This is a genomic window from Pontibacillus yanchengensis (assembly GCF_009856295.1).
In the GTDB taxonomy this organism is placed as follows: Bacteria; Bacillota; Bacilli; order Bacillales; family BH030062; genus Pontibacillus; species Pontibacillus yanchengensis_A.
In genome coordinates this window covers 523,195-549,356 of sequence record NZ_WMEU01000001.1, presented here as the reverse complement: position 1 = coordinate 549,356, position 26,162 = coordinate 523,195, and the positions used below count along the sequence as shown (strand labels likewise).

Genomic DNA, 26,162 nt, shown 5'->3' with positions numbered 1-26,162 from the left:
ATAGCTGCCACCATAGCAACAACCATAGCCACCGCCATAGCCACCAAATCCATAGCCCATTCATATCACCTCCTGATGACTTTACACTTATACTATATGGTGAAAAGACCATGTTTGTATGGACTATAGCCTACCTAGAGTAAATTCCTAATTAGCTGTGTAGGTATAGAGCTGTTATTAAAACAAATTTAGTTTAGAACAATGAAAGATAGTAAGGAAGGATAAATACATATACTTCCTACAAAACGAGCCACTTAAGGAAGCATTCCTTCTAGTCGAGTTTTGAATCAAAAACCCCCTAACACCATCCATTTTATTAAAGAAGGTTGATGATGGGGGTGTGTAATGGTTATGAGGAGATTGGATAGTTACCTTTCTTAAACTCTACTTCTCGGCCTTCTGGTGAATAAATGGCAATTAGAAGTGATGGTATTTCTTGTATTGATCCGTTTTGTAAGTATTGATCCATGTCAAAGGATATTAGGTCAATCATGGTGTGTTTGTGTAAATCCTTTTTTGTGTATCCTTGTTCGGAAAAATTGTAATGTTTCCATACGTATTCGTAAATTTTTTGTTTCTCTTGATGTTCTATGCCTCTTGGTTTCCAACTCTTTCTCGGCTTTTGGCGGAAGTTCATATAATAGTCCATATTCATTAACCCTTCGACTATATCAACTTGACTAGGAGCATGTACTTGAATGAATTCGTGCAACCTGTTAAACAAATCAGTCAGTTGATGACCAATTTTATTCCATTTTTGATGGTGCCAATACTCACCAAATAGTTGAAAGAAATCAAAAGGAGTTTCAAAAATATGCTCTACGATATAGTTTACAGTGTTATCCATGAAGTGTTTATTCCAAAATTTCTCTAAGATATCTTCGACTCTTTTTATTTTAATAACTTTTGAAAAAGAAAGTGCATGATTGGAAAGCATTTCATAAGGGGCATGCTCCATATATCGATAACCCCATTGATGAGCATTTTCACGAAGTCCAGTGCCTCTGAGCATTTTCAGAAAACCTAGTTGTAATTCCTCAGGTCTCATAGCAAAAACATCATTGAAGGTTTGGCGAAATGATTGATAGTCTTCTTCTGGTAAACCTGCGATAAGATCTAGGTGTTGAACAACCTTCCCGCCATTTTTAACCATCGTAATGGTACGAGTTAGTTTGTTAAAGTTTTGTTTTCTCTTAATAAGCTCGTTGGTATGATCATTTGTGGATTGTACACCAATCTCGAAGCGAAACAATCCTTCAGGTGCGTTTTCGTTTATAAAATCTAACACTTCTGGTCGCATGATGTCCGCGGTAATTTCAAATTGAAATACCACACCCGCACGGTGGTGTTTAATGAGAAAGTCAAACATTTCAAATGCATATTTCCGGTTGATATTAAAGGTACGGTCGAGAAATTTAATCGTCTTAGCCCCATGGTCCATTAAGTAGGAGAGCTCGTCCTTCATTCGGTCAATGTCAAAGTAGCGTACTCCGAATTCAATTGAACTTAAGCAAAACTGGCAAGTGAAAGGGCATCCCCGACTTGTTTCTACATATGTAACGCGTTTAGATAACTCAGGTACGTCTTCCTTGAATCGGAAAGGGGAAGGAATCTCGTTCAGTGGAAATTTAGGTGCGTTAGGGTTCGATTGTATAACACCTTGTTTATCTCTATATGTAATTCCATTTAACGAAGCCAGAGATTGCTTATTTTGTATAGCACTTAAGAGCTTATTAAACGTTTGTTCTCCTTCACCCCTGACGATGATATCCACTTCAGGAATTCGGTCTAACCAATATTCACTATCATAGGTTACTTCTGGTCCTCCTAGGATTATCCTTACTTCTGGGTGGATCTTTTTTAAAATCGAAATAACAGGAATGGTTTCTTCAATGTTCCAAATATAACAACTAAACCCAATAACATCTGGATGTAGATCGTATAGAGTGCCAGCTATTTCTAAGGAAGGATCATTTATAGTGAACTCTTGTATATTTACTTCAAAATCGGAAGAAGCAGCCTTTAGATACCGTAAAGCCAGTGAGGTATGAATGTACTTTGCATTTAACGTAGATACTACCGTTCTCATGTTGACACTCCAATACTTATCGTAAGTTTATTTAACATTTTACCATAATGAAGAAAGGAAATCCTGTTTTTCAACAGATTAAAGATAATAAATTGGGGGTTTTTACCAATTAAGACTATATTCCTTCACTATCCATAGTTATGCCATTTCATGTTCCTATGTACAAGATGTATAACCATTTAATCAAATTAAGATCACCTTTCTTATAGGTTAGTAGAATGAAAAAAATGTTTTCGTTGCAGTTCAATATCATTCTGTGTATAATGAATGTACAACAAATGTACAATTAGGTGGTGAGGGATATTAGAAAAATAATTATCATTGGTGCTGGACCAGGCGGGCTTGCAACAGCCATGTTACTTTCTGCAAAAGGGTTTGATGTTCATGTATATGAAAAGCAACCCCAGGTAGGCGGTCGCAATGCAGCATTAACAATAGGAGAGTACAGGTTTGATGTCGGTCCAACATTCTTTAGTATGCCTCACATTCTGGAAGAACTGTTTCAAGCAGCCGATCGAAAGCTCGATGACTACATGGATTTGCAAGAATTAGACCCTATGTATGATTTATTTTTTTCAGATAAACAGCTAACGATGTATCGAAATCCAGAGAAAATGATCCAACAAATTTATAATCATTTCCCCGGTGACGAGCATGGGTACACAAGATTTATGAATGATACTCGCAAACGCATGAATGCGTTAATGCCAGTGCTACAAAATCGTCATCATCGTCTTATTGATTATATACACCCTAGAACGCTAAAAGCTTTACCATATCTAGCATTAGGGAAGTCATTATATGGCGTTTTATCAGACTATTTTACATCTGAACAGTTAAAACTCGCATTCACGTTTCAAGCTAAGTATTTAGGTATGTCTCCTTGGGAATGTCCTGGAGCTTTTTCCATCCTTTCATTTATGGAACATGAGTATGGTGTCTTTCATCCAATAGGTGGAGTGAATCAGATTTCTGAAACGATGGCAAAGGTAGTAAAAGAACATGGAGGGCGTATCCATTTGGAAAGTGGAGTCAAAAAACTTTTACTATCTGGAAAAGAGGTTAAAGGTATTCAACTTGAGGATGGTTCCTCTATTAAAGCTGATGAGGTAGTAATTAATGCAGACTTTGCTCATGCGATGGAACATTTAGTTGAAGAACCTGTACTAAAAAAATATTCATCTGAAAACTTAGGAAAAAAGAAGTATTCTTGCTCAACATTCATGATGTATTTGGGAGTTAATGAAAAAGTGAACCTTCCACATCATTCGATTATTTTTTCAGAGGACTATAAAGAAAATGTTGAGGAAATCACACAATCTATGAAACTTTCTGCAGATCCTTCTATTTATGTACACAACGCATCTGTTACAGACCCATGTTTGGCTCCTGAAGGAAAATCAGCATTGTATGTGTTAGCACCTGTCCCAAATAATTTCTCAGAAATAGAGTGGGAAACAATGAAATATCAATTTAGAAGTTTAATTTTACAACAAATTCACAAGAAAACAGGCATCAATCTTACAGAGGATATAATTGAAGAAGAAAAGATTCTAACACCAAGGGGATGGGAAGAAGAGTACTCGGTCTATAAAGGTGCAACCTTTAATCTAGGACACCAGTTATCACAAATGATGTATTTCCGTCCTCATAATCGATTTAATGAATTAAAAAATTGCTGGATTGTTGGTGGCGGTACACACCCTGGAAGCGGTTTGCCAACCATATTAGAATCTGCACGAATCACAGCAAATTGGCTAGCTGAAGGGGAAGAGGTGAAAAACGCATGACGAGAGACATATCTATCGTAGGTGGTGGCATAGGTGGTTTAGTTACTGCACTATTGCTATCACAAAACTCAGAAAACCGTATTACCATATATGATAAACAACAAAAAATGGGAGGGCGTCTTAGTTTTATTTATGAAGGTGAAGATCGAATTGATCAAGGCCCTACTATAATCCTTCTTCCTGACATGCTTTTATCTATTCTAGAAGAAGGTGGAATATCTAGAGAAAGGCTACCTATCGTACCGTGTGATCCTTTATATTCAATAGAGCATGAGAATGGTAAGAGAATGTTTAAATATCGAGATATACAAAAACAAAGAGAAGAAATTGAACGATTGTTTCCAGGTGAAGGAGAAGGTTTTGATCGATTTATTAGGGATATGAAATGGCGCTATGCATTAGGGGAAAAACAGTTTTTAAAACAGCAATTTATTAATAAAAAAGACTTTTTCTCCCGAAAAAACCTACAGTCCCTAGTGAAAATGAAAGCTTATATTCATGTGAAGCGTCTTTTGAAACAATATTTTAAGAGTGAAGAGTTACAGAATATCTATGCTTTGCAGACCCTATATATTGGAGGAAACCCTGGAGAATCACCAGCCCTTTATTCGCTTGTATCCTATAGTGAACATGAACATGGGATTTGGTATTTAAAAGGTGGATACGCTAGTTTGGTAGATATTATCGTGAAGCAATTAGAGAAAAGAGGAGTGAAATTAGTAACTGGTGCTGAAGTTGAGGAGATTGTGGTTCAACAAAAGCATTGTAAGGGATTACAAGTAAATGATGATTTTGTTGCTTACGATGATATCATAATGAATGGCGATTTCCCTATTATGGATCACTTAATGCCTGTTGAAAATAAACTGAATCGAAGTTATACCCCATCTTCTGGATGTTTTCTATTGTACATGGGATTAGACAAAAATTATGATCAACCATCTATTCATAGATTTTTCATGGGAGAAGACTTTGAATCTCATATGAGGGATGTATTTCAACATAAACGCTTGCCAGAAGACCCTTCTATTTATACTTTTCATCCTTCACTAATCGATAATTCCTTGGCAAAGGATAGTGAAGGCATTTTATACACATTGGTTCCTGTACCATCTGGGGACCAAATAGACTGGTCCCGGAAAGAGGAATATGCTAATTATATTATGGAATTACTGGAAGAAAGAGGGTATCCAGATTTAAGAAGACATCTTAATTGGTTGAAAATTAAAACCCCTCATGAAGCAATGCAAGAAGGACTATATTCTGGTGGAAGTTTTGGAATAGCCCCGACTTTATTTCAATCTGGAGCATTTCGACCTCAGTTAAAACCATATGATGTGAACAATATTTATGCCGTAGGTGCCTCTATTCATCCAGGAGGTGGCGTGCCTATTGTGATGCAAGGTGCTAAGTTGCTTGCAGATTATCTTATGGAGAAAAATTCTTCTATACTACAACATAAGTGAGGTGCATTGTTTTGAATACAACCCAGTCTGCTTATGAATATTGCAAGGCTATTATTGACAAACATTCTAAAACATTTTCTAAAGCATTTGCTCTACTGCCAAAAAAACAAAAACAAGCAGTCTGGGCGATTTATGCTTTTTGTCGCCAGGTAGATGATATAGTCGATGAAGGTGAAAATCCTTCAAAGGACTTAGAAGAATTTGAACGAGATTTTCATTATTTTTTGGCCGGTCATTTACCTAGCAATGAGCCAATGTGGGTTGCATTACAAGATGTTTTCCAAAGATTCAATATGGATACGGTCCCATTCCAAGAAATGATTGATGGTCAACGGTTAGATATTGATTCACATATTGTTCAGACAAAAGATGAATTAATGAGTTATTGCTATCTTGTAGCAAGTACGGTTGGCTTAATGCTTTTACCTGTTATTGCACCTGGGAAGGAAGAAAAACTTCGTGAAGGTGCTATTCATTTAGGAAAAGGGATGCAGTTGACTAATATTTTGAGAGATATTGGTGAGGATATGGAACGGAAACGGGTTTATATACCAGAGGAACTAATGTCAACGTATAACTATAGCTATGAAGATTTATACAATCAAACAATTAATTCATCTTTTATTCAATTATGGGAAGACTTAGCCCATAAAGCGGAAGAACATTATGAACGTGCTCTAGAGACGATAGATGAATACCCATTATATTCCCGAACTCCGGTGAAAGGGGCCTCCTATCTTTATAGAGCTATTTTACCTGCTATCCGAGAAAATCATTATCAAGTATTTAATGAACGCAACTATGTAAGCGATCAGCAAAAGAAAGTTATATTAGCGAATATGAATATGATAAAAGCGTAAATCTCCTTGGAGGTTTACGCTTTTTTTGAAGGACTATGTTCAGGATAAGAGACATATTCTGGAAGACTTGAAGTTGAGATGAATTTGGTGATCGCACAGAAAGAGCGATGTTTCCGTAGATTTAGTTAGAATAAAGGTGGTCGTGGAACAACTCGCGTCCTGCCAGCGAGCTGGCGAGCTACCTTCGGGGAAAACACCCTCAGGGGGATCTTGCCTTCCTCTTTCTCCGACGGGAGTCTCCTTGTTCCACGGCCACCTTTGCTAGTATTGGGAGCAACGGAAACATTGCGAAGTTAGAGAGGTTGAGGTATTTGAATATCATCTGACGGTCTACACCCTAGTAAGTTCCACAATTGGTTCAAAACAAAAAATTCTGTGGCAAGAAAAATAATGAACATTTAGTTCGCTGTTTGTAAAAAATAAAGTTTTATTTGTCCGTAAGATCTAACCAAAGAGGGTTTTCACTAAAAATAAGGGCTTATATGTCCTTTCGGGAGACATACAACATTTGGCCGCGTGTACGATAACCATTACCCGGCTGAGGGTGAAGGGGAACTACGAGACTCCCGCGGGAGAAAGAGGTTGGTGAGACGCCGGAGGGAGCAAAGCGACTGAGAAGGCTCACCAGCTCGCCCGCAGGAAAGCGAGTTGGTGAGCCGTAACCCCCTTCCACGTTTCAAGTATCGGACCCATCACCTTTTGAATATATCTCGAATCCAAGTCTTCAAGATAATGGGGCTAAAATGGAATATCAACCTCAGCATATAACAAATAGCTAAGTACCTACTAACTCAAGATCTTTCTGTACAGAAAAGAAATAAATTATCTTCAAAAGCTTTTCATTTTATGTCGTTTCTCTATCCTTTTTTACCAAAGACCTTGCGACATTTTTACCACTTAAAACAACCATTGGCGACCCTCCACCAGGATGAGTGCTGCCACCAGCAAAGTATAGGTTCGAGATATCTTGTGATTTGTTATATGGTCTTCTGAATGCATCTATTTTCCTGTTAGAAGCTGGCCCATAAATGGATCCACGAAAGGTTCCAAACTGCTTTCGTATATCTTTAGGGGTCCATACTTGTTCTTCTTTTACGTAAGGTTGAATGTCATACCCAAATGCTTTTAACCGATCATAAATTTTCTGTTTGTATTCTTCTATATCAATACCCATATCACCATCTTTTGGAATAGCTGGAGCATTCACTAGAATAAAGCAATTATCTCCCTCAGGTGAAACAGTAGGATCTGATTTAGATGAAGTGCTGATGTAAATCGTTGGAGATTCGGGATAAACTCCTTCTTGAAGCTGTATGAATTCTTTTTGATAGTTTTTCGTAAAGAAAAGGTGATGATGGTGAAGGTTTTCCATGCGCTTATTTAGCCCTGCAAGTATAACAAACGCCGAAATAGATGGTTCAAAATCTCGCACTTTTTGATTGGAAAAATGGGGGCGATGTTCTTCGTTTACTAACTCTGGATAGGCTTTTAATACATCACCATTCATAATGACTTCATCTGTTTTAAAAGATTGACCATCTGACAATATTACATCTGAGACAGATGAGTCTTGTATATTCAACTGACTCACGTGATGATTTGCGTATAGTTCAACACCTAACTCTCTCGCTGCTCTTTCAAATCCCTCTGCAATTTTCGTGTTACCTCCTTCTACATAATAAACACCATCAATCAATTCCAAATATGCGATCATGGAGAAGGTTGCTGGGGCTATGTATGGATTGGATCCAATATAGGTAGCATAACGGTCAAGTGATTGTATGATTTTTGGATTATCAAAATAAAGGCTCATAAACTCATGCATACTCTGGTTAGGTTTAACGTTCAACATGGCTTTTAAGAGGGAAGGGGATAGGTAATCGCGCCATGTTTCAAATGTACGATGAAGAAAGTGTTTTTCAGAAAGGGAGTATAGCTTAGTAATTTGATTCAAGAAGGCTTGGTATTTGGAACCACCTTTAGGATCAAGCTTCTTTAATTGATCGAGCATATACGTTTTAGAAGAGGATAGGTCAAATGTGAATCCATCTCCAAAACTATTGCGCGTATGTGTTTCAATTTGCTTAAATGTGAAGTAGTCTTCTGGATTTAATCCAGCATCACTCAATATATTCTTAAATACATGAGGCATAGTTATGGTGTTTGGACCAAAATCAAAATGATAGCTACCCAGGTTCACTGCCATCATTTTACCTCCAAAGTGCTCATTCTTTTCAAATACCTTAACATGATATCCTTCTGAGGCTAAGTATATTGCCGATGATAGACCAGCTAAACCGCCTCCGATAATTGATATTTGCTTCATTGATAGGATCTTCCTTTCCAAACGTAAGCTTTGCCAGTTATGGCTTTGTACATTGACGTCCATAGCACTCCAATTAACATAGCTGCAGATAAGGGCATGCCTAAAGAGTAAAATGGACTTGTTCTAGTTCTTATATCCACGATTCCTTTTTGTAAAACAGTCAGTACTAGAGGAAGAAGGAACATCCATTGTAGGTTGAAGACTGCATATACAGCTAATAACAATGGTGAAATGTAGAAGAGAGCATAGAAGATAGATAATCCTATCGCACCGATTTTTGATCGACCGATGCCAATGAAAATATTTTTTGTGAATCCTTCCCATGCTTCTTGAATGGTACCGTACATAAAACAGCTAACAAGCTTTGTTATATTCGCTAGTATCACTCTGTCTCCGTGTTTTTTCACTAATCTACCTAACTCTACATCCTCCACTAAAGAGTTGTAAATTGCTTCGTGACCACCAATTTTATTATATGTAGTTCGATTGATTGCAATAAATTGGCCACAAGCAGCGGTTGTGGCTTGGCGTTTTGTATAATTTGCAAAAAATAAAGGAAGGTGAAGATGGATGACAAAGTGCTGCATGGTTACAAGGAACTGCACAAGTTTATTATCCAGATACGTAGGAAAGCCACTAACCATACTTGCATATTGGTTTTCCATAAGCGCTAAAGTATGGTGAATCGTATTTGGTTCGATACGAACATCTGCATCTATAAAAAACATCACTTCATTATTTGAGTATTTGCTTAAATGATGACATGCATGTACTTTTCCATTCCATCCTTCAGGAAGGTGTTTCCCTTCTATGATTGTAAAGCGTGAATCCCTACATGTATGTTCCATCAATAATGATTTTGTATCATCTGAAGATTGATCATCAAGAAGTATAAACTCAAGTTCATCATACTTGACGTTCCTTAAGGTAGCTATAAGTCCTGGAACATTTTTAGATTCATTGCGAAGTGGGACTAGTACAGAAACGGTTTTCTTTTTATATGAGCGGTTTGTATAACGGTGAAGAGATGGTAACCATAATGGGTTAATGGCAACCCACAAGAAGAGAAACGCTTCTATACTGCTGAGTACAATGAATAAAATAACCATGTTACACAACTCCTTAGTAAAATCGGCGAAAAGAATCCGTTTTATTGAGAATAATGCGTTGCTTTAGTTGATCGAGTAGTGTAGTACAGTGCTCCTCAAAAAATTGAGTTCTAGCCTCTTTCTTTAAATGATTATAGTGGCTTGGAAAGATGCTTTCGCCAATGGATATATATACATACGCTTTGCGAGTTGATTGAAATGTATAATATATAGCAATGGGAATAACTTGCACCTCTTTGGTTTTTTCAGTTATATAAGCTGCTCCATTGCTAAATTCAAGTGGACGTTTCTCGAGATGTTGCTCATCTCCTTGTGGAAAGATCCAAACATTATGGCCATGGTTCAATTGTTCACTTGCATATTTCAATGAGTTTAATATGTCTTTTGGGTTATTTCGATTAATGGAGAAAGCTCCTAGACGTCTGAAAATGGGTACCTTTTTAATACCCTCTTCATGCATCATCGCATATGATTCACCATGGAATATATGTTGATTTAATAAGAAAATAATGATGGGGTCCCACCAAGCGCTATGATTGACTAGGAATAATGTTCTTTTGGATGACGAAGGGGGAGCCCCGTTGATATATACATTCTGAAAATGAAATCTGGCTAAGCGTTTGACAAAGAAATCAAATCCTTTTTCCCAGAACCTACTTTTATTAGCGGGTATCATGAATCATGCCTCATTTTTATATAAACTAGTCCCCATAGTAGCATTAAACTTGTTACGAGGAGAGCGGCACCATATAAGCCTCCTAAAAAAGCAAGCCAAATAAATAGTATCTGGGTGCTACTATATACGACAATAACTCTTGTTCGCCATATCATGTCTTTAGGGGGATCCTTGTAGAACCAAATATGCGCCAATAGTTGGAAAAAAGCAGCTAATATAAACCAGCCACTAAAGTTAGTAAAAGGAATATCGTAATAAAAACTTCCTTTTGTCCATACCCAATAATTCTTAACATGAAATGCGACAGGATCTAAAATCAAATCAATACTTACAGCCAATAGACCACCAACAATAATAAATAGTAATAGATATACTAGATTGGAAAGCCGGTGAAGTAGCGTCCTAGATATCTCATGAGCACCTGCCATGACCATTAGCCAGGCAAAACCAATTGCAAAAGGGACCCCTCCAATCATTGGACCGAAATCTTGTGTGTAATGATAGTGGCCAAACCACCATTGATATTGGACGCCTATATGTTCGATAGAAATCGACATAATAATAACAAATAAACTATAGGTAATGCCTTTTTTTGGACCATACTGCTTTAAGAAATATATACCACCAAGTAAACCTGCAAGTGTTAAAAATACTGCATTTGCCCATTGTAGTGCAGGTGGGAGAATATCAAAACTTAATAATACAAATCCGCACCCAAACCAAATAAGATAAAATCGGAATAGCCAAACGGACACATAATCACCCTCTACTTGTAGATATATGAATATTGTAATATAAAAAATAACACTTCTTATAATAGTAATGTGTTATGAAAAAATAGGGTAGAAAATAGAAAGGAATGACAATGTGAAATCTACCAAACTTCTAGACGAAATTCATGTTAAAGATCAGGATAGAATGATTGTAGTAAACTTATGTAGTTACCATTCTATTCATGTTAATGAAAATCTTCTTTCATATTGTGCATGGAAAGAAATAATAGAAGAGGAATGCACATTTATGATTAATGGTAATCCATCATATGTAAAGTACAGAAGAAATCAACTAATGATCATTTATCCAGAAAGGAATGATGTTCGGTTTGCTTTTATGCCTATCCCTGAACGACCTCCTGAAAATGAGGCTCTGTTTCAAATAGCCCATTACCATCATTCTTGGTCGCCTGTTAGTGTGAAGCCCAGATATGGTGATCCATTAACTGGTTTTTTACCATACCAATCCACCATCCCACCTTTATTGGTATTTGCTCCAATGGATATCCCGATAGACATCGAAAAATTAAATAATACTCATACAATAAGTCTAGAAGAATATTGTACAAAAGAAAATACATGGACTTTGTTATGCCTTATTGATGGGAAAACAACCCCTCTACACTTGGTGGAATATGTATTTAAGTAAACCAGAGACGGACACTCATGAATAGAACAGCAACAACCATAACAATGCGTACAAATCCTTCTCCTTTCTTAACTGCAGATTTACTTCCAATTATTGCACCTATGCTATTTCCAAGTGCAAGTACTAAGCCGTATCCCCAGTGAATCTGATCGTTAATAAGGAATACAATAATAGAAGAAAAGGTATAAATAGCAACAATAAAAACCTTTAAACTATTAATATGTACTAAATTCATTCCAGTTGTTAACGTAAGCATCATCACGATGACAAGTCCAACGCCTGCTTGGATAAATCCACCGTAAAATCCTACGAGTAGAAATACAATAAAAAGTAATACTCTTTTTTTTGTTGTCATGTTTGAGGTAACTTGTGTAAACCAACGTTGTGGTTGAACTATAATAGTAATTAAGACAAAAACCATAACAATGGATAAGATTCGATTGAATAAATCATCTGATAGTTCAATCGCCATCTTAGAACCGGCAATGGACCCTAGAACAGCAGGGAATGAAAGGAACACTGCAAGTTTCCAATGAAAAATACCGCTATTACGGAAGGATGCAATAGCTGTGATATTTTGTGCTAAAATGGCAATTCGGTTTGTACCATTTGCCATAGCAGAAGGTAAGTTTAAAAAGATCAGCATTGGTAGTGTGAGGAGGGAGCCTCCACCTGCAAGAACATTAATAAAACCTGCACAAATACCAACTAGTAATACAATAAACATCATCGTTAACGTCATATTCTTCAATCCCTTTTAAATAGGTGTATGTATCATTCTACTATATCAAAAGAGAGGTGAGAGAGGGAAATGAAGAATCTTTTAATCTTTTCATATCTTGAGAAAATTGGATAGTAAAGACAATTTTATGTAGCATACAACATTGATTACGAGTGAAAGCCCGCACCTAGAAATTCCCAGGTACGGGCTGAAGATGAAGTTATTTACTTATATTCTAATTCAAGTTTTTTGTTATCTATTTCCTTTTTATGATTCATTTGTTTTCTGATGAATGGGATAACCCAACGATCTAAGCCATATTTACCAGCATTGAAACCAGCTACTAGTATGAAAATTGCGATTAATACCATCTGCGGATTGGTGCTGGTTGTTCCACTGAATAAGAAAGCAAAATTCATTGTAATACCCATTAGAGTTGCAATAGTTGTGAATAGACCAAGAATAAGTGCAATACCTACTAAAAGTTCCCCCCATGCAACTAGGAAGCTAAACAATTCACCATTTGGTACGGCAACATTTTTTAAAAAGCTCGCCCACCAACCTTGAACGGCTGGATGATCACCAGTTGCTTTTCCAATAGCACCTTGCATAAATCCAGTTGCATCAAATCCACCTGTAACTTTACCCCAACCTGCTGTAATCCATTGATAACCTAAGTACACTCTTAAGAAGGTTAATACAGCTGCAGCCAACTTGTTTTCTCTCAACATTTTAGTAAACATAACTCACCACTCCTTATAAATGGTTTAAATTTGATAATGCTTGGTAATCACTAAAGCCAGCTTTTAAAGTGAATCTTTTCTTTACATCTATAGTGTAGCATGGCTAATGGAAAAAAAAATAAATTTGTGAATAATTTCACAATTTCTTCAATAAGAGATGTCGATATTGTGACCAAACTATAAAATTGGTTCCAATATCGAGGTAGAGTTGAATGTAGTTGGGTGTAATAATAATAAATAATTGATAAAAACCCTAATTCATTTGAAAGAACTAGGGTTTTCACTTTAATTAAGGTTGTTTTGGTTTAATGAAAGGGAAGGCAGTGATGAAACTTTCTAAGATTCATTTTGACTATCCTCTAAATGGGTTGTGGTGGACACTAATTCTCGTTTACTATTTAATAACTTTAATTGATCATTTTCATAACCTATTGTATAGGTTGAATTATATCGTTCTGTTACTTTCTGTTGGTCTTCTTTACGAATAACATGGTCGCTAGTTAATGTTAGTTTGACCTGATTATGTTCATTGATGTTTACTTGGACGTTTGAAATTGTAATATCTGTTGTATGTACATACATGTCTCGAAATTGTGTATAGGATTGTTTTGCTTGCCATTCACTTCCCAACATACCATATGCAGATATATAATCTCTCATCAATAAACTTTCATTGAAATAACTGTATAAGTAACGAGCGTCTTCTTTCAGTTTCTTAGTATCAATTGTTGTAGAGCTAAGACTACCTTTATACACTAAATCTTTTGAATCCGCTTGTTCTGACCAACTTGTAACTTGATCCATCACATCTGAAAGAGGAATACTAAATCCAATTCCTCCTTGATTGGTGCCTGCTGAGTTAATTGCTATAATCTTTCCAGTTTGGCGGTGAATTAAAGGACCTCCACTATTTCCGTGTGTAATGGGAGCGGAAATTTGAAAAGCATTCACATATTTAAATTCATCAATCTCGAAATCGCGGCCCTTCCCGGAAACTATGCCCGTGGTAACAGTGTTTTGTAACCCTAAAGGACTTCCGACTGCAATAATCTCATCGCCAATCTCTACATCTGTATTTGTTCCAATAGTCATAGGGGTGCGATTCGCTAAAGAGGGGACTCTGATTACAGCAATATCTGTTTCTTTTCCTATACCAACAACAGCAGCAATAAACGTCTGAGCATTTGCAGTTGTAACTTGTACCGTTTCTGCATCTTTTACAACATGGGCATTGGTGATAATATCTCCTTTATCATTAAAGAGAAACCCAGATCCTATATTTTCTCCCCATTCAGCTTTTGCTTCAATTTGTACGACGTTTTTTTCAGCTTCATGAATAATCGTCTTCATATCTATACTTGTGGATGTGTTTTCCTTATTCACTTCTTGAGCGAGGGTACTTGTTGCTGTAATGGATTGTTTATAAACTGTATTATTTAGCCAATACACACCAAATGCAGTAAAAACCACAACAAGTATAGTAAGCAGGATAGGGAAGGTCAGGTGTTTATTGTTCATAAACTCACTCCGAACGTTGCTATTCTAAAAACCATTTTACTTTATCTACTTTTACATTGAAGGAATTCTGTACATCGTAATGGGTGAATTCTACATTGCCAGTTTCGCCTGGATAAAGTGTGTCTGGATAAGAGTACACTTCATTGGAGAGTACTTTCTCACCGGAACCATTCACTAGAATATAAGATAAAGATACAGAGTTAATTGGTACCGTAGCCACACTTTTAATTTTTCCTTTGATAACGAGATCTCCAAATTCATTTATTGTAGCTTCAAGAGATGTAACTTTTACAGCGTCCGTTTGATTCTTTTCACGCTCTTTTTCTGCAGCATTGATTGCTTGTTCAATGCGATTTTGTTGGGCTGTTTCGAATGCTGTTTTTCCTTTTTCTATCGTTGTTTTTAAACTTTGAAGCTTATTACTATTAGGTGCATATCTTAATCCTTCTTCAACAAAGCTTCTTGCTTTTGAAAATTGCTTTTGTTTTAATCTCTCATTCGCATTTGAAAAAGAATGAGCGACAATCTGCTCGCGAATTTGTTTCGTTATTTTTTTAGCAGCATCTGTCGGGATCGAGTCTGCTTGCCATAGTAAACTTTTTAATTCCTCAATAGAAGGCTTATCTTCCATGGTTTGTTGAAGCTGATCTACTTTGGTATTGTTTCGTAACAACACAATATCTTCTATTAAATTTCGAACCACTTCACCATTGTAATTGGTAAGAAGCTCCTCAGCTGCTGTTAACGTTTCAAGAGAGGATTGATATTGATGGTTGTAGGTTTGATTTCTGGCTTCATCTATATAGGATTGTACTTGCAAAGCGATTTTCATAAATTGTTTATTTTGTGATGCTGCTGGGAATTGATGGGTAAGCATCTCAGCTGCTTTGAAATAATCTTTTGCTTTGCTGTAGTTTCCTTCCAAAGCAATTTGTTCTCCTGTGTGAAATTTTGCTTGAGCTGTTACTGTCTTTTGCTCCATAATAAAATATGTAGATCCTAATGAAATGATAGATAATAAAAGAACAACCATTGGCAATAACCACCAGCGATTAAAGCCATTAAAATAGTCAGGGTGTACTCTTTCACTTAGGTCAGCAGGTAATTTTTCTCCACAATAAACGCAGTATGATTCATTATCATAAATAGGAGTCCCGCAATACGGACAATGTGCCATGTTTTCACCTACTTTCAGTGAACAATTGATGCTATTAGTTTATCACATGAGACCTTTGTCTGTACCCATTAATTGCTAATAAATACTTGATTTATGTGCTAAAATAAGAGAGGAGATGAGATCTATATTTTATCTGTTTTTTTGATAAAATACATATGATAAGACTAATTAGGAGGTGGCCCCAAAATGTATGAAGCGGTATTTGGAACAGTTTCATTAATTATACTTATTGTTAATATTGGATATTGCATGTTTGACCATAGTTAATATCGAATGTAGATGAATCGTTAATCGATTCATCTTTTTTTATTGTCTAGGATACTATAAAATTGTTGGCTTGTGTATAACTTAATATGTATTGGGGCCACGTCCAGCCCCAGCGCATATGTTACTCCCATTGAACCACAAGATTCTTTATTATCGAAGTAGACACCTTCATTCAAAAGGCAGACGATTATTACTATGAAGGGAGGTTTTGTGGGGGGAATAAACAATCGTTTCTTCTCACCTCCAACTAGTGTTTAGAGGGGGGATTAGTGTGGATGAAAATTAAATATTAACCGCTACAACAAATAATCTTATGTAGTTGCCTCTGGTTAGCAAAAAGTTAAAAACATACATTAAAATGAATTAAGTAAAAATTTTTGACTATACAACCTTCTTTCAAAGAAAAAAACGAATTGTGTGGAAGATATGGAATAAGTAGAGAAATTCATATAGTTCCAAAAGGAGCATTCTTTTAAGGAAGAAATAGAAAAGGAGGTATTAGTATGGATCAATGGATGACCTGGATCCCCGAAATTGGTTTTCCTGTAGTGCTTTCCTTTTACTTGTTGCATCGCATGGAAGGAAAACTGGATATGCTTATTTCAAGCATCCATTCCTTAGCTGGAAATATTAAAGGGTAATTTTTTAAAAAAGGGATAAAGAGTAAGTTTCTTTATCCTTTTTTAAAAGGAAAGAAAGGAATATCGATAAGATAGACATTTTTAAAAAATCGTGATACATTCATTGTTGCATATTTAGGAAAATTAGCATAGCTCTAACCTCATAAACTCGGTGGAGGATGTGTCCATTGAAAGCAGTGAAGTGGAAAGTGATACATACAATTTAGGATACTTCTAGTTTTTTGAACTATCGTTTCTAAAAAACCCCTGCACTTTAGTAGTACAGGGGTCTTTTACAGTTATCTGGTCATATCCAATTCATCAAATGGATATATTACTAGCTCCGAGCGACCAATGACTTCATCACGTTTAATAAAGCCTAATCCATTTCGGCTATCTTTAGAAATATCACGATTATCTCCCATAACGAAGTAGTGGTCTTTTGGTACAGAACGTGGACCAAAATCACCTGTTTGTCGAATAGCTTGTTCATTGAGGTACTCTTGTTCAGATTTTTTTCCATTCACGTATAATTCATGGCCTTTCACCTGTATTTCATCCCCAGGTAACCCAATGACACGTTTTACATAATTTTTTGTAGGACGTTGAATGATAACAATGTCTCCACGCTCAGGATTATCCATTATGTACACTATTTTATTGTACATGACACGTTCGCCATCTTTAAGAGTAGGGTCCATACTGGTTCCTTCCACAATAGATGTAGCAAAGATATAGTTCCGAATTACAAAAGCTAGAACAAAAGCAATTATAATAGCCTTCGTCCAGTCCCATATCTCTTTTTTAACAGTTTGGCTCATGGAGAATCTTCCTTTCACATTAGCTATATCACCTTATCATCTTTCACTCACTATTATCGTACCATACTTGAAAAGGGGATAAGGTACTTAATTGTAAGCAAAAAAATGTACATCATCTCCATAATGATAAAGCTATTAGAACAAGCTAAAGATTGTCTTTAGCTAATTGTTTGAGATTGTTTATTAATGATTTTCTCCATTCTTCACTTGTTTCCAAATCAAGGCCGTAAAGGTGTGTAGAACCTAATTGTTTGTGCCATTTCACGATTCCGTTAGCAACAAATTCTTCTTCTAATATAGAAAATCGAATGAGAATTGGTGTACCGTTATCCCACTTTTCATCTTGTGCGACTTCAATTTTAGCTCCATGCTGACTTAGGTCAAGAATCTTTGCCTCATATGTTTGGGTTTCTTCTTCCAGTTCAGCTTTTTGAATCGTACCTACTGTAGGTGTACCAAATGTGTACCGAAAAGGTTCATTTCGTTTATAATACATACTGCTTTCCTCCATGTGGTTATGATTAAGAAAGAAACGAAGAGAACAACTGATCACTTTATGGGGAAGACTTTATTAAAAATTTTTAGAGTGAATTTATTGTACCTATACTGAATATTCGCATTTCAAGATTAGATTGTAAATACTTCAGTATATTTAATAGGTGAGTTGATGTGCGATATTGGTTTGAATTTAAACTTTTCAAGGATAAAGTTAGTTCTCTAACCCTTATTTAATAGTTAGATTTATACAAATAACCAGGAAGTTTTTTGTCGAATAAAAGATATAAAAGCAACCGCTTGCACATGCATTCTTGCTATTATTGTAACGTTTTGTCTTATTTTGCGATTTCCTTTACATGGTAGATTTGGTTTGACATAATGAATAGCGATTCACTGCAGATATTACTTATGGAAAGGGATTGTTTCATCATGATAGGGTTCTCATATTCATGCGATATAAATGATGAGTTACAAGTCCAAATACAAGAAAAAAGACAAAAAATGATACATTCAGCAAAAGAACATGGACTACAAAGTGACCAAACTATTAATATAAGTCAGGAATTAGATATATTAATTAACAAATTTCTACATCTTCGATCCGTTAGAGATACGGAAGGCATTCCAATGGTAGAAGGAACGTTAAAGTAACAAGAAACTACGTATCTGTTCTTCCTATTGGTAAGAGATCATTCAAGAAAGTAACTACAAATTCATAATGGTCTATGATAGAATGTTACATATATATCCAACAAGTGCTGAGAGGAGGCCCTGCTGTGGCAAAATGCATAACAACAACTCAGCAACTAACTGAGCGTATTGAATTATTGCGTAATCGTATGATAAAAGTCGCTACAGTTAAAGGGTTTACCAGTGACGAATCATTAGCAATAAGTCAGGAATTAGATTATTTACTAAATATGTATGAATTAAAGAAGCAAGATCGCTCTAAAAGTACAACAATATAATGAGTTAAAAATGGGGTGAAAAAAGTAAGCAGGTAAACTGCTTACTTTTTTTAGGCTTAATAATGGTATCCGGACGTTAAACACGAGCAATTATTACACTGGAAATCATGCTTTTGGTTTATCAATAGGTTTATTTTCATTCTCATATTCGTTGGTTAACTCTTCTAAGCTTTTAACTTTACCATGAGGGCTTTGTTTTTCTTTTCTCTGTCTTAAGGAACGTTCTTTCCTGCTTTTTTGTACACTCATGAAAATCACCTCATGTGTAGTATGTGAAAAGTCGATTTAAAATATGAACATTTTCTATAGATATACCTTTTTATACAAGTTTATTTTCCTTCAAATAATTCTCTAGTCGATCCATTCCTAACTTGAGTGTATTTATATCATATGCATATGATATGCGCATATATCCTTGTCCATATTCAGAAAATGCGTCCCCAGGAACAATGGCAAGCCCAGCTTTTTCAACTAGATTAATTCCTATTTCAAATGAACTCATACCTCCAGTCGGAAACTTAGGGAACAAGTAGAATGCACCACCTGGCTTGTTCATTTCTATACCCATTTTCTTAAGTCGATCATACACATAGTCTAGGCGTTTTTTATATTCTTTTCTCATAAGCTCTGTATCACTTTTACCGTTGGTCAATGCTTCCAGTGCTGCATGCTGACTTATAGATGAAGGGCAAGACACATTATACTGATGTACTTTTAACATGTGCTTCGAGAGCCACTCTGGTGCTAAGGCATATCCAATTCTCCATCCAGTCATAGAATGAGATTTTGAAACACCATTTATTACAATTGTTTGATTCCGTACTTCGTCAAATGATGCAATAGATGTGTGTGTTTCTTCATACGTAAGTTGACTATATATTTCATCAGACAATAAGAAAATATCATAGTCCTTTAGAAATTTTGACAACTCTCTAACTTCAGAACTAGACATTGTAGCACCAGTAGGGTTAGATGGATAAGGTAATACAATGCATTTTGTATTTTCTGTTATATGTTCTTGTAACAGTTCCACATTCCATTTGAAATTGGAGGCTGTTGTATCAACGTGGACTGGAGTAGCTCCAGCAAGTTTTATTAATGGTTCATAACCAGGGTAAACAGGAGCAGGTAATAAGACTTCATCTCCTGGTGTTAGTATGGTTCTAAAGGTGATATCAATAGCCTGTGAAGCACCAACAGAAACAATTATTTCCGAATTTGGATCATAGTCCAAATTATATTCGTCCTTAACAAATGATGAAATAGCATTTCGAAGTGGCAGCATACCTGCATTGTGTGTATACGTTGTATGGTTGTGATCAATAGCATACTTGCCTGCTTCTTTTATGTGTGTAGGTGTAGGAAAATCAGGTTGTCCAATTGTTAAAGAAACAATATCTTTTTTTTCAGACACCATATTAAAAAACTTTCGAATACCCGATATTTCAATCCCTTGTAATCGGGGGTTAAGTAAATGTTCCATAAAAACCTCCAAATTTAACAAAATGTTTAAAAAATTTTCACATTCCCTTTGCAAACGATTTGCTATAATGAAATCGGAATTCCGAAGAAGGGAGAATCCATTATATGAGACCTAAAGTTCGTTCATTTGAAGAGTTAGTAAACGCAAATAAACAAGCAATACAAAATGACAAACAGGCAATGACAAATGTTGAGAAGAAAGTCGATCAACGACATGTAAGTTCGTATGAAAATCATAAGTCCCAATACGTAAATTGATGATATCATAATAGGGAAGTACAGCGATAGAAAGCTGTACTTCTTTTTAATGTTTTGAGAAATTTTCTAATCAGGAGATCCTATCCCTTGAATTAGTCTATACGTTAACTGCATTTTCTAAAAGGGCGAGATCACAAAATCAAATTCATATAGCTATCCCTTAGGGTTCAATGATAATTATTGTTATACTAAAGAATACAGAACAATACAGAGGAGGGATCATATGGATAAAACAGGGTTGATTCTAGAAGGTGGCGGTATGAGAGGTGCATATACAGCTGGTGTTTTAGATTACTTAATGGATGCTGATCTCCACTTTCCATACGTAGTAGGAGCATCTGCAGGTGCATGTAATGGAAGCTCTTATGTAGCGAAACAAAAAGGAAGGAACTATAAAGTAATTGTTGGATATGGCAATCATCCAGAATACATATCGTATCGAAATATTTTTCGTAAAAAAGGTTTATTTGGAATGGATTTTATATTTGATACGCTGCCTAATCAGCTTGTTCCTTTCGATTATGATCGTTTCTTTTCAAGTGTAAACGCTGGTCAAACATTTGTTATTGGTACAACAGATATTCAAACAGGAGAACCTGTGTACTTTGATTCATTCAATGATGGTGCCAGCTTACTAAAGTTAATTCGTGCCTCAAGTTCTCTCCCATTAATTGCGCCGATGATTGAGTATAATAATCGTCAACTTATGGACGGAGGCATTGCGGACCCGGTTCCGATTCAACCTTCTATTGATGCAGGGAATAAAAAACATGTCATTATCCTAACAAGAAACGAAGGTTATAAGAAGCAAAAAATGAAATTCTCTTGGTTATTTAATAAAAAATATAAAGACTATCCTATGTTAACAAAAGCCCTTTTAGAAAGACATGAAAAATACAATCGAAGCACAGAAGCAATTGAACAAATGGAGCGAGAAGGGAAAGCATACATAATAAGACCAAAACACCAACTTGAAGTAAGTCGAATTGAGCGAAATCAAAATAAACTCCATTCATTGTATGAACAAGGTTATAACGAAGCACATGAGCATATTGATGACTTAAAGGCATTTCTACACGGAACAGCTCAATTGGCCTAAATATGTAATGCAAACCACTATAGAGAGGACGAATGCCATATGGTATTCGTTTTTTATGGTATAAAGTGAACAGAAATTAATCGATCGTTATCTCACGCACTTTACCCCGAAAAAAGTCTTAAGCGAAAACCCTCTCTTTGGTAAAAGGATATAATCACATAAGTGAAGTATCATGGTCGCAATTCAAAAGGATGTTGGAATACAAAGCGAATTGGTATGGAAAACAAGTCGTGACCGTAGCGAGGAATTTTCCTTCAAGTCAGCTTTGTTCAACTTGTGGTCATAAACACAAAGACGTTAAAAATCTTGCTTTGCGCGAGTGGGGGTGTTCAAATCACAACAAAACCTTGCAAATTTTAAGCAACGGGAAGGTTTAAAGTGGATAAACAATCAACAAAAAACAATACAATTCTTTTTCAACTTAAACTTTCTGAATAATCTTTTCGTCCTCCGTCCACAATGGAAGTAAAAAGGATTGAGAAGGAGAGATGAAGGTGCGGAATAGTTTAGAGTTTCTCTTATCTGATGGACATGATTGGGTGGTAAACAAGTCACACTTAACTGCGCTTGGTATTACAGACACTCATCTTCATTTTGTTTTTGCATTTATGATTGTTCTATTACTGTATGTCTTAATAAAACCCATAATTTATTGGGTAATCCTGTTGAGATGGGATCGATTTGCAAGTTACCTTGTTTCAGGTATTATGACATTGTGCATCGTACAGTGGCTTGAATTATACCAAGGGATAAGAAAAATAGGAGAAATGGAATTTAAAGATATTGCCTCAAGTGCATTAGCTTTAATCCTATTTGGTAGTGGATTAGCTCTCACACATATTGGTGAACGTTTACTGAAAACATGGAGGCAATCAAAAAGTCAAAAACCTAAAAGCGTTTAGATAGATTGTATAATCTGACTGGAATAATAAGCTACTCTTATAATATAATTTTGAGGGTAGCTTATTTGTTTGATTAAAAGGAGAAAAGAATTTGTGTTTAAATGATATTGATGTAAGGTAAAGGAATAGGTGAAACCTTTATATATGTAATTACGTATATAGAGGGAAAGGAGGTTTTAGAGTGTTACATGCTGCATCTTTTTTCGGATTTGCTAGTGCTGTAGTTGGAATTATAATCTTTTTTAGTGTTTTAATTTTCTTACTAAACATTATCACAAGCATTTGGGCGTACCGTGATTCTCAGCGTAAAGGAAAGAGTAAAGAATACGCTTTAGTGGTTCTTATTGGAACCTTATTTTTCCCAATTATAGGCTTAATTATCTATTTTATTATACGTAATGATTAAAAATCGATAGGCGAGCCTATCGATTTTCTTTAAGCTTAAACAGAAACCAGACGTAAATTATAAGTCAAAACCATATTGTCCAACAAAATTTAGTTTAAAATTCCTATACAAATATCTATAATAGAGATAGATATTGATTAGTTATGGGGAAGGTTGGGTTATTTATGAAAGAGAAGGATAATGGTATTTTGCTAGAAAGTGGTACAAATGAACTAGAGGTAGTGGAGTTTGGAATCGGTCAAAACAAATTTGGTATCAATGTAATTAAGGTTAAAGAAATATTAAATCCGGTTCCTGTTACACAAATACCACATTCTCATCGATCTGTTCAAGGTATTATTGAGATTAGAGGAGAGGTTGTTCCTGTTATTGATGTAGGTCACGCACTAGGGTTTCCTCCATCAGAGCATCCAGAACAAGATAAATTTATTTTATCTGAGTTTAATCAAACCAAGATTGTTTTTCATGTACATACAGTAACACAGATTCATCGTATATCCTGGGGGAATATTGAAAAGCCTGATCAAATGTATCAAGGGTTAGAGACTCAAATTACAGGTGTAGTAAAAATGGCTCAAGATATGCTTCTACTATTAGATTTTGAAAAAATAGTAGCAGATATTAGCCCTGATTCTAGTATTAATAAAAGTCAAATAAAGACGCTTGGAGAGCGTCAACGTTCAGAAAAGCGGATTTTAATTGCAGAAGATTCAGCACTACTGAGAAGTATGCTTGAAGAAACGTTACATGAAGCGGGTTATAACAACCTTTTTCTTTATGAAGATGGAAAAGGAGCAATGGACTATTTAGATTCACTTATTGAAGAAGAATCTAATATTGAAGATCATCTTCAACTGGTGCTAACAGATATAGAAATGCCACAGATGGATGGTCATCATTTAACAAAGCGCATAAAAGATGACCCTCGACTAACGAAATTACCAGTTATTATTTTCTCTTCCCTAATTACCGATGATTTGCGACACAAGGGAGAAATGGTTGGGGCAGATTCACAAGTTTCAAAACCAGAGATTGTCGAGTTAGTCCAAACAATTGACAGGCTCGTATTGTAACTAAAGTAGTAGGTTATAAAGTATAAATACTAAAAAAATATTCAAGAAGAACATTAAATCTCAGGGAGATTTAATGTTCTTCTTTATTGCTGATAAATAATAAAACTAATCAATAAAATACAAATATCTTACCAAGAAAGGACATAAATTATTCCAGAAAAGCCCCATTATCTTGAAGACTTGGATTCGAGATATATTCAAAAGGTGATGGGTCCGATACTTGAAACGTGGAAGGGGTTACGGCTCACCAACTCGCTTTCCTGCAGGCAAGCTGGTGAGCCTTCTCAGTCGCTTTGCTCCCTCCGGCGTCTCACCAACCTCTTTCTCCCGCGGGAGTCTCGTAGTTCCCCTTCACCCTCAGCCGGGTAATGGTTATCGTACACGCGGCCAAATGTTGTATGTCTCCCGAAAGGACATATAAGCCCTTATTTTTAGTGAAAACCCTCTTTGGTTAGATCTTACGGACAAATAAAACTTTATTTTTTACAAACAGCGAACTAAATGTTCATTATTTTTCTTGCCACAGAATTTTTTGTTTTGAACCAATTGTGGAACTTACTAGGGTGTAGACCGTCAGATGATATTCAAATACCTCAACTTCTCTAACTTCGCAATGTTTCCGTTGCTCCCAATACTAGCAAAGGTGGCCGTGGAACAAGGAGACTCCCGTCGGAGAAAGAGGAAGGCAAGATCCCCCTGAGGGTGTTTTCCCCGAAGGTAGCTCGCCAGCTCGCTGGCAGGACGCGAGTTGTTCCACGACCACCTTTATTCTAACTAAATCTACGGAAACATCGCTCTTTCTGTGCGATCACCAAATTTATCTCAACTTCAAGTCTTCAAAGTATGCCTCGTTTGTGGAACAACTAAAGATTTTAAATTATAAACTTAACTGCTTTTTTTGTGAAAAACATAAAAAGTAGTCCAATCTAGGAGTACAATTGATTTTGAGTACTCAAAAACTGAACTACTTATCGGTTGTTCTAGTAAGTAACTTTTTTATGAAGTTCTTCATACCATTTGGTGATTTCTGTATTTAATGTTTCTGGGTTTTCCGAAAAGGGGGCGAATTCATTTACTATCTCTTTTTCTTTGTCAGAAAGCCGTGAATACTTATCTTTCATTTCCTCAGACCACTTCATAAATTGGAATAACTCGTACATAAAATCTTTCATTACTAATCCCTCCTTATGGCTTACATTACCATCCCATAAGAAAAGAAAAACATCTGGATGGGCTAAGTGTTGTTTCGTCTTCTGGATTTAGAATTACTTTTATTCCATGAAGTGAATTGACCCCAAGGTGAAAATGGTGAAGTTTGGTGGTAAGCTTTTGGGCCATATTTTGCAGTCTTGACCGTATCTCTTCTTGCTGGTTCTTCCCAATCTAAAAAAGTGTATAGAATTCGTTTAGCTTTTGATAATGATAGAGAAGGACGTGGATTACGATAAGATTGATCTACATTACCTAAATGCTTCACTGTTTGAAAGTCTTCTTTTTTGGGAGGGATGTGAAAATAATAATCGGCTATTTGCACAAGTAGTGTTGAATGTTGATGGCTGTATTTCGGGTGGTCAGAGAAGTGGAGGCCTACTTTTTTAGCTAATTTTTGATCCAAAAGTTGTTGAATCGCCTTTTTTTTAAGTGTATATAGCTGCCTTGGCTCTGGTGCTGTTTTAGCGTGTCGATTTACCACAAAAATAGCCTGAGCTATTGTTTCAATCGAAGCATGTGATTCACTTTTTCTCAAATCTTTTCCTCCTAACACACACATTTATAACTATCGTACAAAAACTATCCTAAAAAATCAAATTGAGAGCGTCTTCGTTAGCACGAAGAAAACTCTCAAGTTCGTAAGTGATTGCTGTTGATGT

Annotated in this window: 27 protein-coding genes and 1 pseudogene; 13 read left to right on the top strand and 15 right to left on the bottom strand. The window is 35.9% G+C overall.

What is annotated here, in order from left to right; genetic code table 11:
- Positions 1 to 349 precede the first annotated feature (349 nt).
- The gene (locus GLW08_RS02660; protein WP_160847029.1) at positions 350 to 2,089 is read right to left on the bottom strand and encodes a B12-binding domain-containing radical SAM protein; all 1,740 of its coding nucleotides are present in this window, start codon (positions 2,087 to 2,089) and stop codon (positions 350 to 352) included.
- A gap of 293 nt (positions 2,090 to 2,382) precedes the next feature.
- Here GLW08_RS02660 and GLW08_RS02655 point away from each other — a divergent pair, with 293 nt between their 5' ends.
- From GLW08_RS02655 to GLW08_RS02645, 3 genes are read left to right on the top strand one after another with little or no spacing between them, the layout of a single operon-like run.
- A complete protein-coding gene (locus GLW08_RS02655; RefSeq protein WP_337193908.1) occupies positions 2,383 to 3,879 on the top strand; it encodes a phytoene desaturase family protein in 1,497 nt (498 codons plus the stop codon).
- Positions 3,876 to 5,345 (top strand): phytoene desaturase family protein, encoded by a 1,470-nt coding sequence (locus GLW08_RS02650; protein ID WP_160847028.1) that lies wholly within the window; start codon positions 3,876 to 3,878, stop codon positions 5,343 to 5,345. Before GLW08_RS02655 ends, GLW08_RS02650 begins: the two co-directional genes overlap by 4 nt.
- An 11-nt stretch (positions 5,346 to 5,356) precedes the next feature.
- Positions 5,357 to 6,205, top strand: coding sequence for a phytoene/squalene synthase family protein (locus GLW08_RS02645; protein ID WP_160847027.1), 849 nt, complete (start codon positions 5,357 to 5,359; stop codon positions 6,203 to 6,205).
- A gap of 844 nt (positions 6,206 to 7,049) precedes the next feature.
- Here the strand turns inward: GLW08_RS02645 and GLW08_RS02640 are convergent.
- Genes GLW08_RS02640 through GLW08_RS02625 form a run of 4 tightly spaced genes read right to left on the bottom strand, consistent with a single transcriptional unit; the run spans position 7,050 to position 11,071 of the window.
- Positions 7,050 to 8,531: a phytoene desaturase family protein gene (locus GLW08_RS02640; RefSeq protein ID WP_160847026.1), complete on the bottom strand. Its 1,482-nt coding sequence runs from the start codon at positions 8,529 to 8,531 to the stop codon at positions 7,050 to 7,052.
- Positions 8,528 to 9,640 carry a glycosyltransferase gene (locus GLW08_RS02635; protein ID WP_160847025.1) on the bottom strand — a complete coding sequence of 371 codons (1,113 nt, stop codon included), beginning with the start codon at positions 9,638 to 9,640 and terminating at the stop codon, positions 8,528 to 8,530. Before GLW08_RS02635 ends, GLW08_RS02640 begins: the two co-directional genes overlap by 4 nt.
- Positions 9,641 to 9,653: 13 nt before the next feature.
- On the bottom strand, positions 9,654 to 10,316 hold the full coding sequence (locus GLW08_RS02630; RefSeq protein ID WP_160847024.1) for a lysophospholipid acyltransferase family protein: 663 nt from the start codon (positions 10,314 to 10,316) through the stop codon (positions 9,654 to 9,656).
- A complete protein-coding gene (locus GLW08_RS02625) occupies positions 10,313 to 11,071 on the bottom strand; it encodes a carotenoid biosynthesis protein (RefSeq protein WP_160847023.1) in 759 nt (252 codons plus the stop codon). Before GLW08_RS02625 ends, GLW08_RS02630 begins: the two co-directional genes overlap by 4 nt.
- Positions 11,072 to 11,183: 112 nt before the next feature.
- On the opposite strand from GLW08_RS02625, the gene GLW08_RS02620 reads away from it, so the two are divergent.
- Complete coding sequence (locus tag GLW08_RS02620; RefSeq protein ID WP_160847022.1) at positions 11,184 to 11,738, top strand: hypothetical protein; 555 nt, start codon at positions 11,184 to 11,186, stop codon at positions 11,736 to 11,738.
- On the opposite strand, the gene GLW08_RS02615 is transcribed toward GLW08_RS02620, so the two are convergent.
- The 4 genes from GLW08_RS02615 to GLW08_RS02600 all read right to left on the bottom strand — a co-directional run bounded on the left by GLW08_RS02615 (position 11,731) and on the right by GLW08_RS02600 (position 15,897).
- The gene (locus tag GLW08_RS02615; protein ID WP_160847021.1) at positions 11,731 to 12,480 is read right to left on the bottom strand and encodes a sulfite exporter TauE/SafE family protein; all 750 of its coding nucleotides are present in this window, start codon (positions 12,478 to 12,480) and stop codon (positions 11,731 to 11,733) included. The two genes, GLW08_RS02620 and GLW08_RS02615, sit on opposite strands and share 8 nt — an antisense overlap.
- Positions 12,481 to 12,683: 203 nt before the next feature.
- The gene (locus GLW08_RS02610) at positions 12,684 to 13,202 is read right to left on the bottom strand and encodes a DoxX family protein (protein WP_160847020.1); all 519 of its coding nucleotides are present in this window, start codon (positions 13,200 to 13,202) and stop codon (positions 12,684 to 12,686) included.
- 336 nt (positions 13,203 to 13,538) lie between these two features.
- Entirely contained in the window at positions 13,539 to 14,720 is a 1,182-nt protein-coding gene (locus GLW08_RS02605; protein WP_160847019.1) for a S1C family serine protease, read from the bottom strand.
- 19 nt (positions 14,721 to 14,739) lie between these two features.
- Complete coding sequence (locus tag GLW08_RS02600; RefSeq protein WP_160847018.1) at positions 14,740 to 15,897, bottom strand: zinc ribbon domain-containing protein; 1,158 nt, start codon at positions 15,895 to 15,897, stop codon at positions 14,740 to 14,742.
- A 770-nt stretch (positions 15,898 to 16,667) separates the two neighbouring features.
- Between GLW08_RS02600 and GLW08_RS02595 the strand changes: the two genes are divergently transcribed.
- Positions 16,668 to 16,805, top strand: a complete 138-nt coding sequence (locus tag GLW08_RS02595) for a YvrJ family protein (protein ID WP_160847017.1) — start codon at positions 16,668 to 16,670, stop codon at positions 16,803 to 16,805.
- 278 nt (positions 16,806 to 17,083) lie between these two features.
- On the opposite strand, the gene lepB is transcribed toward GLW08_RS02595, so the two are convergent.
- A complete protein-coding gene (lepB, locus tag GLW08_RS02590) occupies positions 17,084 to 17,605 on the bottom strand; it encodes a signal peptidase I (RefSeq protein ID WP_160847016.1) in 522 nt (173 codons plus the stop codon).
- A gap of 145 nt (positions 17,606 to 17,750) precedes the next feature.
- Positions 17,751 to 18,101: a PilZ domain-containing protein gene (locus GLW08_RS02585; protein ID WP_160847015.1), complete on the bottom strand. Its 351-nt coding sequence runs from the start codon at positions 18,099 to 18,101 to the stop codon at positions 17,751 to 17,753.
- Between the two features lie 431 nt (positions 18,102 to 18,532).
- On the opposite strand from GLW08_RS02585, the gene GLW08_RS02580 reads away from it, so the two are divergent.
- A complete protein-coding gene (locus GLW08_RS02580) occupies positions 18,533 to 18,754 on the top strand; it encodes an aspartyl-phosphate phosphatase Spo0E family protein (protein ID WP_160847014.1) in 222 nt (73 codons plus the stop codon).
- A gap of 125 nt (positions 18,755 to 18,879) precedes the next feature.
- Positions 18,880 to 19,071, top strand: a complete 192-nt coding sequence (locus GLW08_RS21765) for an aspartyl-phosphate phosphatase Spo0E family protein (RefSeq protein WP_337193883.1) — start codon at positions 18,880 to 18,882, stop codon at positions 19,069 to 19,071.
- A 105-nt stretch (positions 19,072 to 19,176) separates the two neighbouring features.
- On the opposite strand, the gene GLW08_RS21545 is transcribed toward GLW08_RS21765, so the two are convergent.
- On the bottom strand, positions 19,177 to 19,320 hold the full coding sequence (locus GLW08_RS21545; RefSeq protein WP_202406356.1) for a DUF6254 family protein: 144 nt from the start codon (positions 19,318 to 19,320) through the stop codon (positions 19,177 to 19,179).
- A 70-nt stretch (positions 19,321 to 19,390) separates the two neighbouring features.
- A complete protein-coding gene (locus GLW08_RS02570; RefSeq protein ID WP_160847012.1) occupies positions 19,391 to 20,554 on the bottom strand; it encodes an aminotransferase A in 1,164 nt (387 codons plus the stop codon).
- A gap of 104 nt (positions 20,555 to 20,658) precedes the next feature.
- On the opposite strand from GLW08_RS02570, the gene GLW08_RS02565 reads away from it, so the two are divergent.
- The 6 genes and pseudogenes from GLW08_RS02565 (at position 20,659) to GLW08_RS02540 (ending at position 24,291) form a co-directional block, all read left to right on the top strand.
- Positions 20,659 to 20,811, top strand: a complete 153-nt coding sequence (locus tag GLW08_RS02565; protein WP_160847011.1) for an FbpB family small basic protein — start codon at positions 20,659 to 20,661, stop codon at positions 20,809 to 20,811.
- A 223-nt stretch (positions 20,812 to 21,034) separates the two neighbouring features.
- A complete protein-coding gene (locus GLW08_RS02560) occupies positions 21,035 to 21,910 on the top strand; it encodes a patatin-like phospholipase family protein (protein WP_160847010.1) in 876 nt (291 codons plus the stop codon).
- A gap of 158 nt (positions 21,911 to 22,068) precedes the next feature.
- Positions 22,069 to 22,287 (top strand): annotated as a pseudogene (locus GLW08_RS02555) (zinc ribbon domain-containing protein); the annotation flags it as partial.
- A 117-nt stretch (positions 22,288 to 22,404) separates the two neighbouring features.
- On the top strand, positions 22,405 to 22,812 hold the full coding sequence (locus tag GLW08_RS02550) for a hypothetical protein (RefSeq protein WP_160847009.1): 408 nt from the start codon (positions 22,405 to 22,407) through the stop codon (positions 22,810 to 22,812).
- Between the two features lie 181 nt (positions 22,813 to 22,993).
- Positions 22,994 to 23,218, top strand: coding sequence for a PLDc N-terminal domain-containing protein (locus GLW08_RS02545; RefSeq protein ID WP_160847008.1), 225 nt, complete (start codon positions 22,994 to 22,996; stop codon positions 23,216 to 23,218).
- A 164-nt stretch (positions 23,219 to 23,382) separates the two neighbouring features.
- Complete coding sequence (locus GLW08_RS02540; protein ID WP_160847007.1) at positions 23,383 to 24,291, top strand: chemotaxis protein; 909 nt, start codon at positions 23,383 to 23,385, stop codon at positions 24,289 to 24,291.
- A 980-nt stretch (positions 24,292 to 25,271) separates the two neighbouring features.
- Here GLW08_RS02540 and GLW08_RS02535 read toward each other — a convergent pair.
- On the bottom strand, positions 25,272 to 25,463 hold the full coding sequence (locus GLW08_RS02535; protein WP_160847006.1) for a hypothetical protein: 192 nt from the start codon (positions 25,461 to 25,463) through the stop codon (positions 25,272 to 25,274).
- Positions 25,464 to 25,525: 62 nt separating this feature from the next.
- On the bottom strand, positions 25,526 to 26,038 hold the full coding sequence (locus GLW08_RS02530) for a YkyB family protein (RefSeq protein ID WP_237458260.1): 513 nt from the start codon (positions 26,036 to 26,038) through the stop codon (positions 25,526 to 25,528).
- Positions 26,039 to 26,162 lie beyond the last annotated feature (124 nt).

What these genes read in the sequence shown, in the direction of transcription:
- GLW08_RS02540 (WP_160847007.1), top strand. Translation starts at nt 23,383, where the DNA reads ATGAAAGAGAAGGATAATGGTATTTTGCTAGAAAGTGGTACAAATGAA.
- GLW08_RS02535 (WP_160847006.1), bottom strand. Translation starts at nt 25,463, where the DNA reads ATGAAAGATTTTATGTACGAGTTATTCCAATTTATGAAGTGGTCTGAG.
- GLW08_RS02595 (WP_160847017.1), top strand. Translation starts at nt 16,668, where the DNA reads ATGGATCAATGGATGACCTGGATCCCCGAAATTGGTTTTCCTGTAGTG.
- GLW08_RS02570 (WP_160847012.1), bottom strand. Translation starts at nt 20,554, where the DNA reads ATGGAACATTTACTTAACCCCCGATTACAAGGGATTGAAATATCGGGT.
- GLW08_RS02635 (WP_160847025.1), bottom strand. Translation starts at nt 9,640, where the DNA reads ATGGTTATTTTATTCATTGTACTCAGCAGTATAGAAGCGTTTCTCTTC.
- GLW08_RS02660 (WP_160847029.1), bottom strand. Translation starts at nt 2,089, where the DNA reads ATGAGAACGGTAGTATCTACGTTAAATGCAAAGTACATTCATACCTCA.
- GLW08_RS02565 (WP_160847011.1), top strand. Translation starts at nt 20,659, where the DNA reads ATGAGACCTAAAGTTCGTTCATTTGAAGAGTTAGTAAACGCAAATAAA.
- GLW08_RS02610 (WP_160847020.1), bottom strand. Translation starts at nt 13,202, where the DNA reads ATGTTTACTAAAATGTTGAGAGAAAACAAGTTGGCTGCAGCTGTATTA.
- GLW08_RS02600 (WP_160847018.1), bottom strand. Translation starts at nt 15,897, where the DNA reads ATGGCACATTGTCCGTATTGCGGGACTCCTATTTATGATAATGAATCA.
- GLW08_RS02580 (WP_160847014.1), top strand. Translation starts at nt 18,533, where the DNA reads ATGATAGGGTTCTCATATTCATGCGATATAAATGATGAGTTACAAGTC.
- GLW08_RS02585 (WP_160847015.1), bottom strand. Translation starts at nt 18,101, where the DNA reads ATGTATTATAAACGAAATGAACCTTTTCGGTACACATTTGGTACACCT.
- lepB (WP_160847016.1), bottom strand. Translation starts at nt 17,605, where the DNA reads ATGAGCCAAACTGTTAAAAAAGAGATATGGGACTGGACGAAGGCTATT.
- GLW08_RS02630 (WP_160847024.1), bottom strand. Translation starts at nt 10,316, where the DNA reads ATGATACCCGCTAATAAAAGTAGGTTCTGGGAAAAAGGATTTGATTTC.
- GLW08_RS02650 (WP_160847028.1), top strand. Translation starts at nt 3,876, where the DNA reads ATGACGAGAGACATATCTATCGTAGGTGGTGGCATAGGTGGTTTAGTT.
- GLW08_RS02605 (WP_160847019.1), bottom strand. Translation starts at nt 14,720, where the DNA reads ATGAACAATAAACACCTGACCTTCCCTATCCTGCTTACTATACTTGTT.
- GLW08_RS21545 (WP_202406356.1), bottom strand. Translation starts at nt 19,320, where the DNA reads ATGAGTGTACAAAAAAGCAGGAAAGAACGTTCCTTAAGACAGAGAAAA.
- GLW08_RS02560 (WP_160847010.1), top strand. Translation starts at nt 21,035, where the DNA reads ATGGATAAAACAGGGTTGATTCTAGAAGGTGGCGGTATGAGAGGTGCA.
- GLW08_RS02640 (WP_160847026.1), bottom strand. Translation starts at nt 8,531, where the DNA reads ATGAAGCAAATATCAATTATCGGAGGCGGTTTAGCTGGTCTATCATCG.
- GLW08_RS02615 (WP_160847021.1), bottom strand. Translation starts at nt 12,480, where the DNA reads ATGACGTTAACGATGATGTTTATTGTATTACTAGTTGGTATTTGTGCA.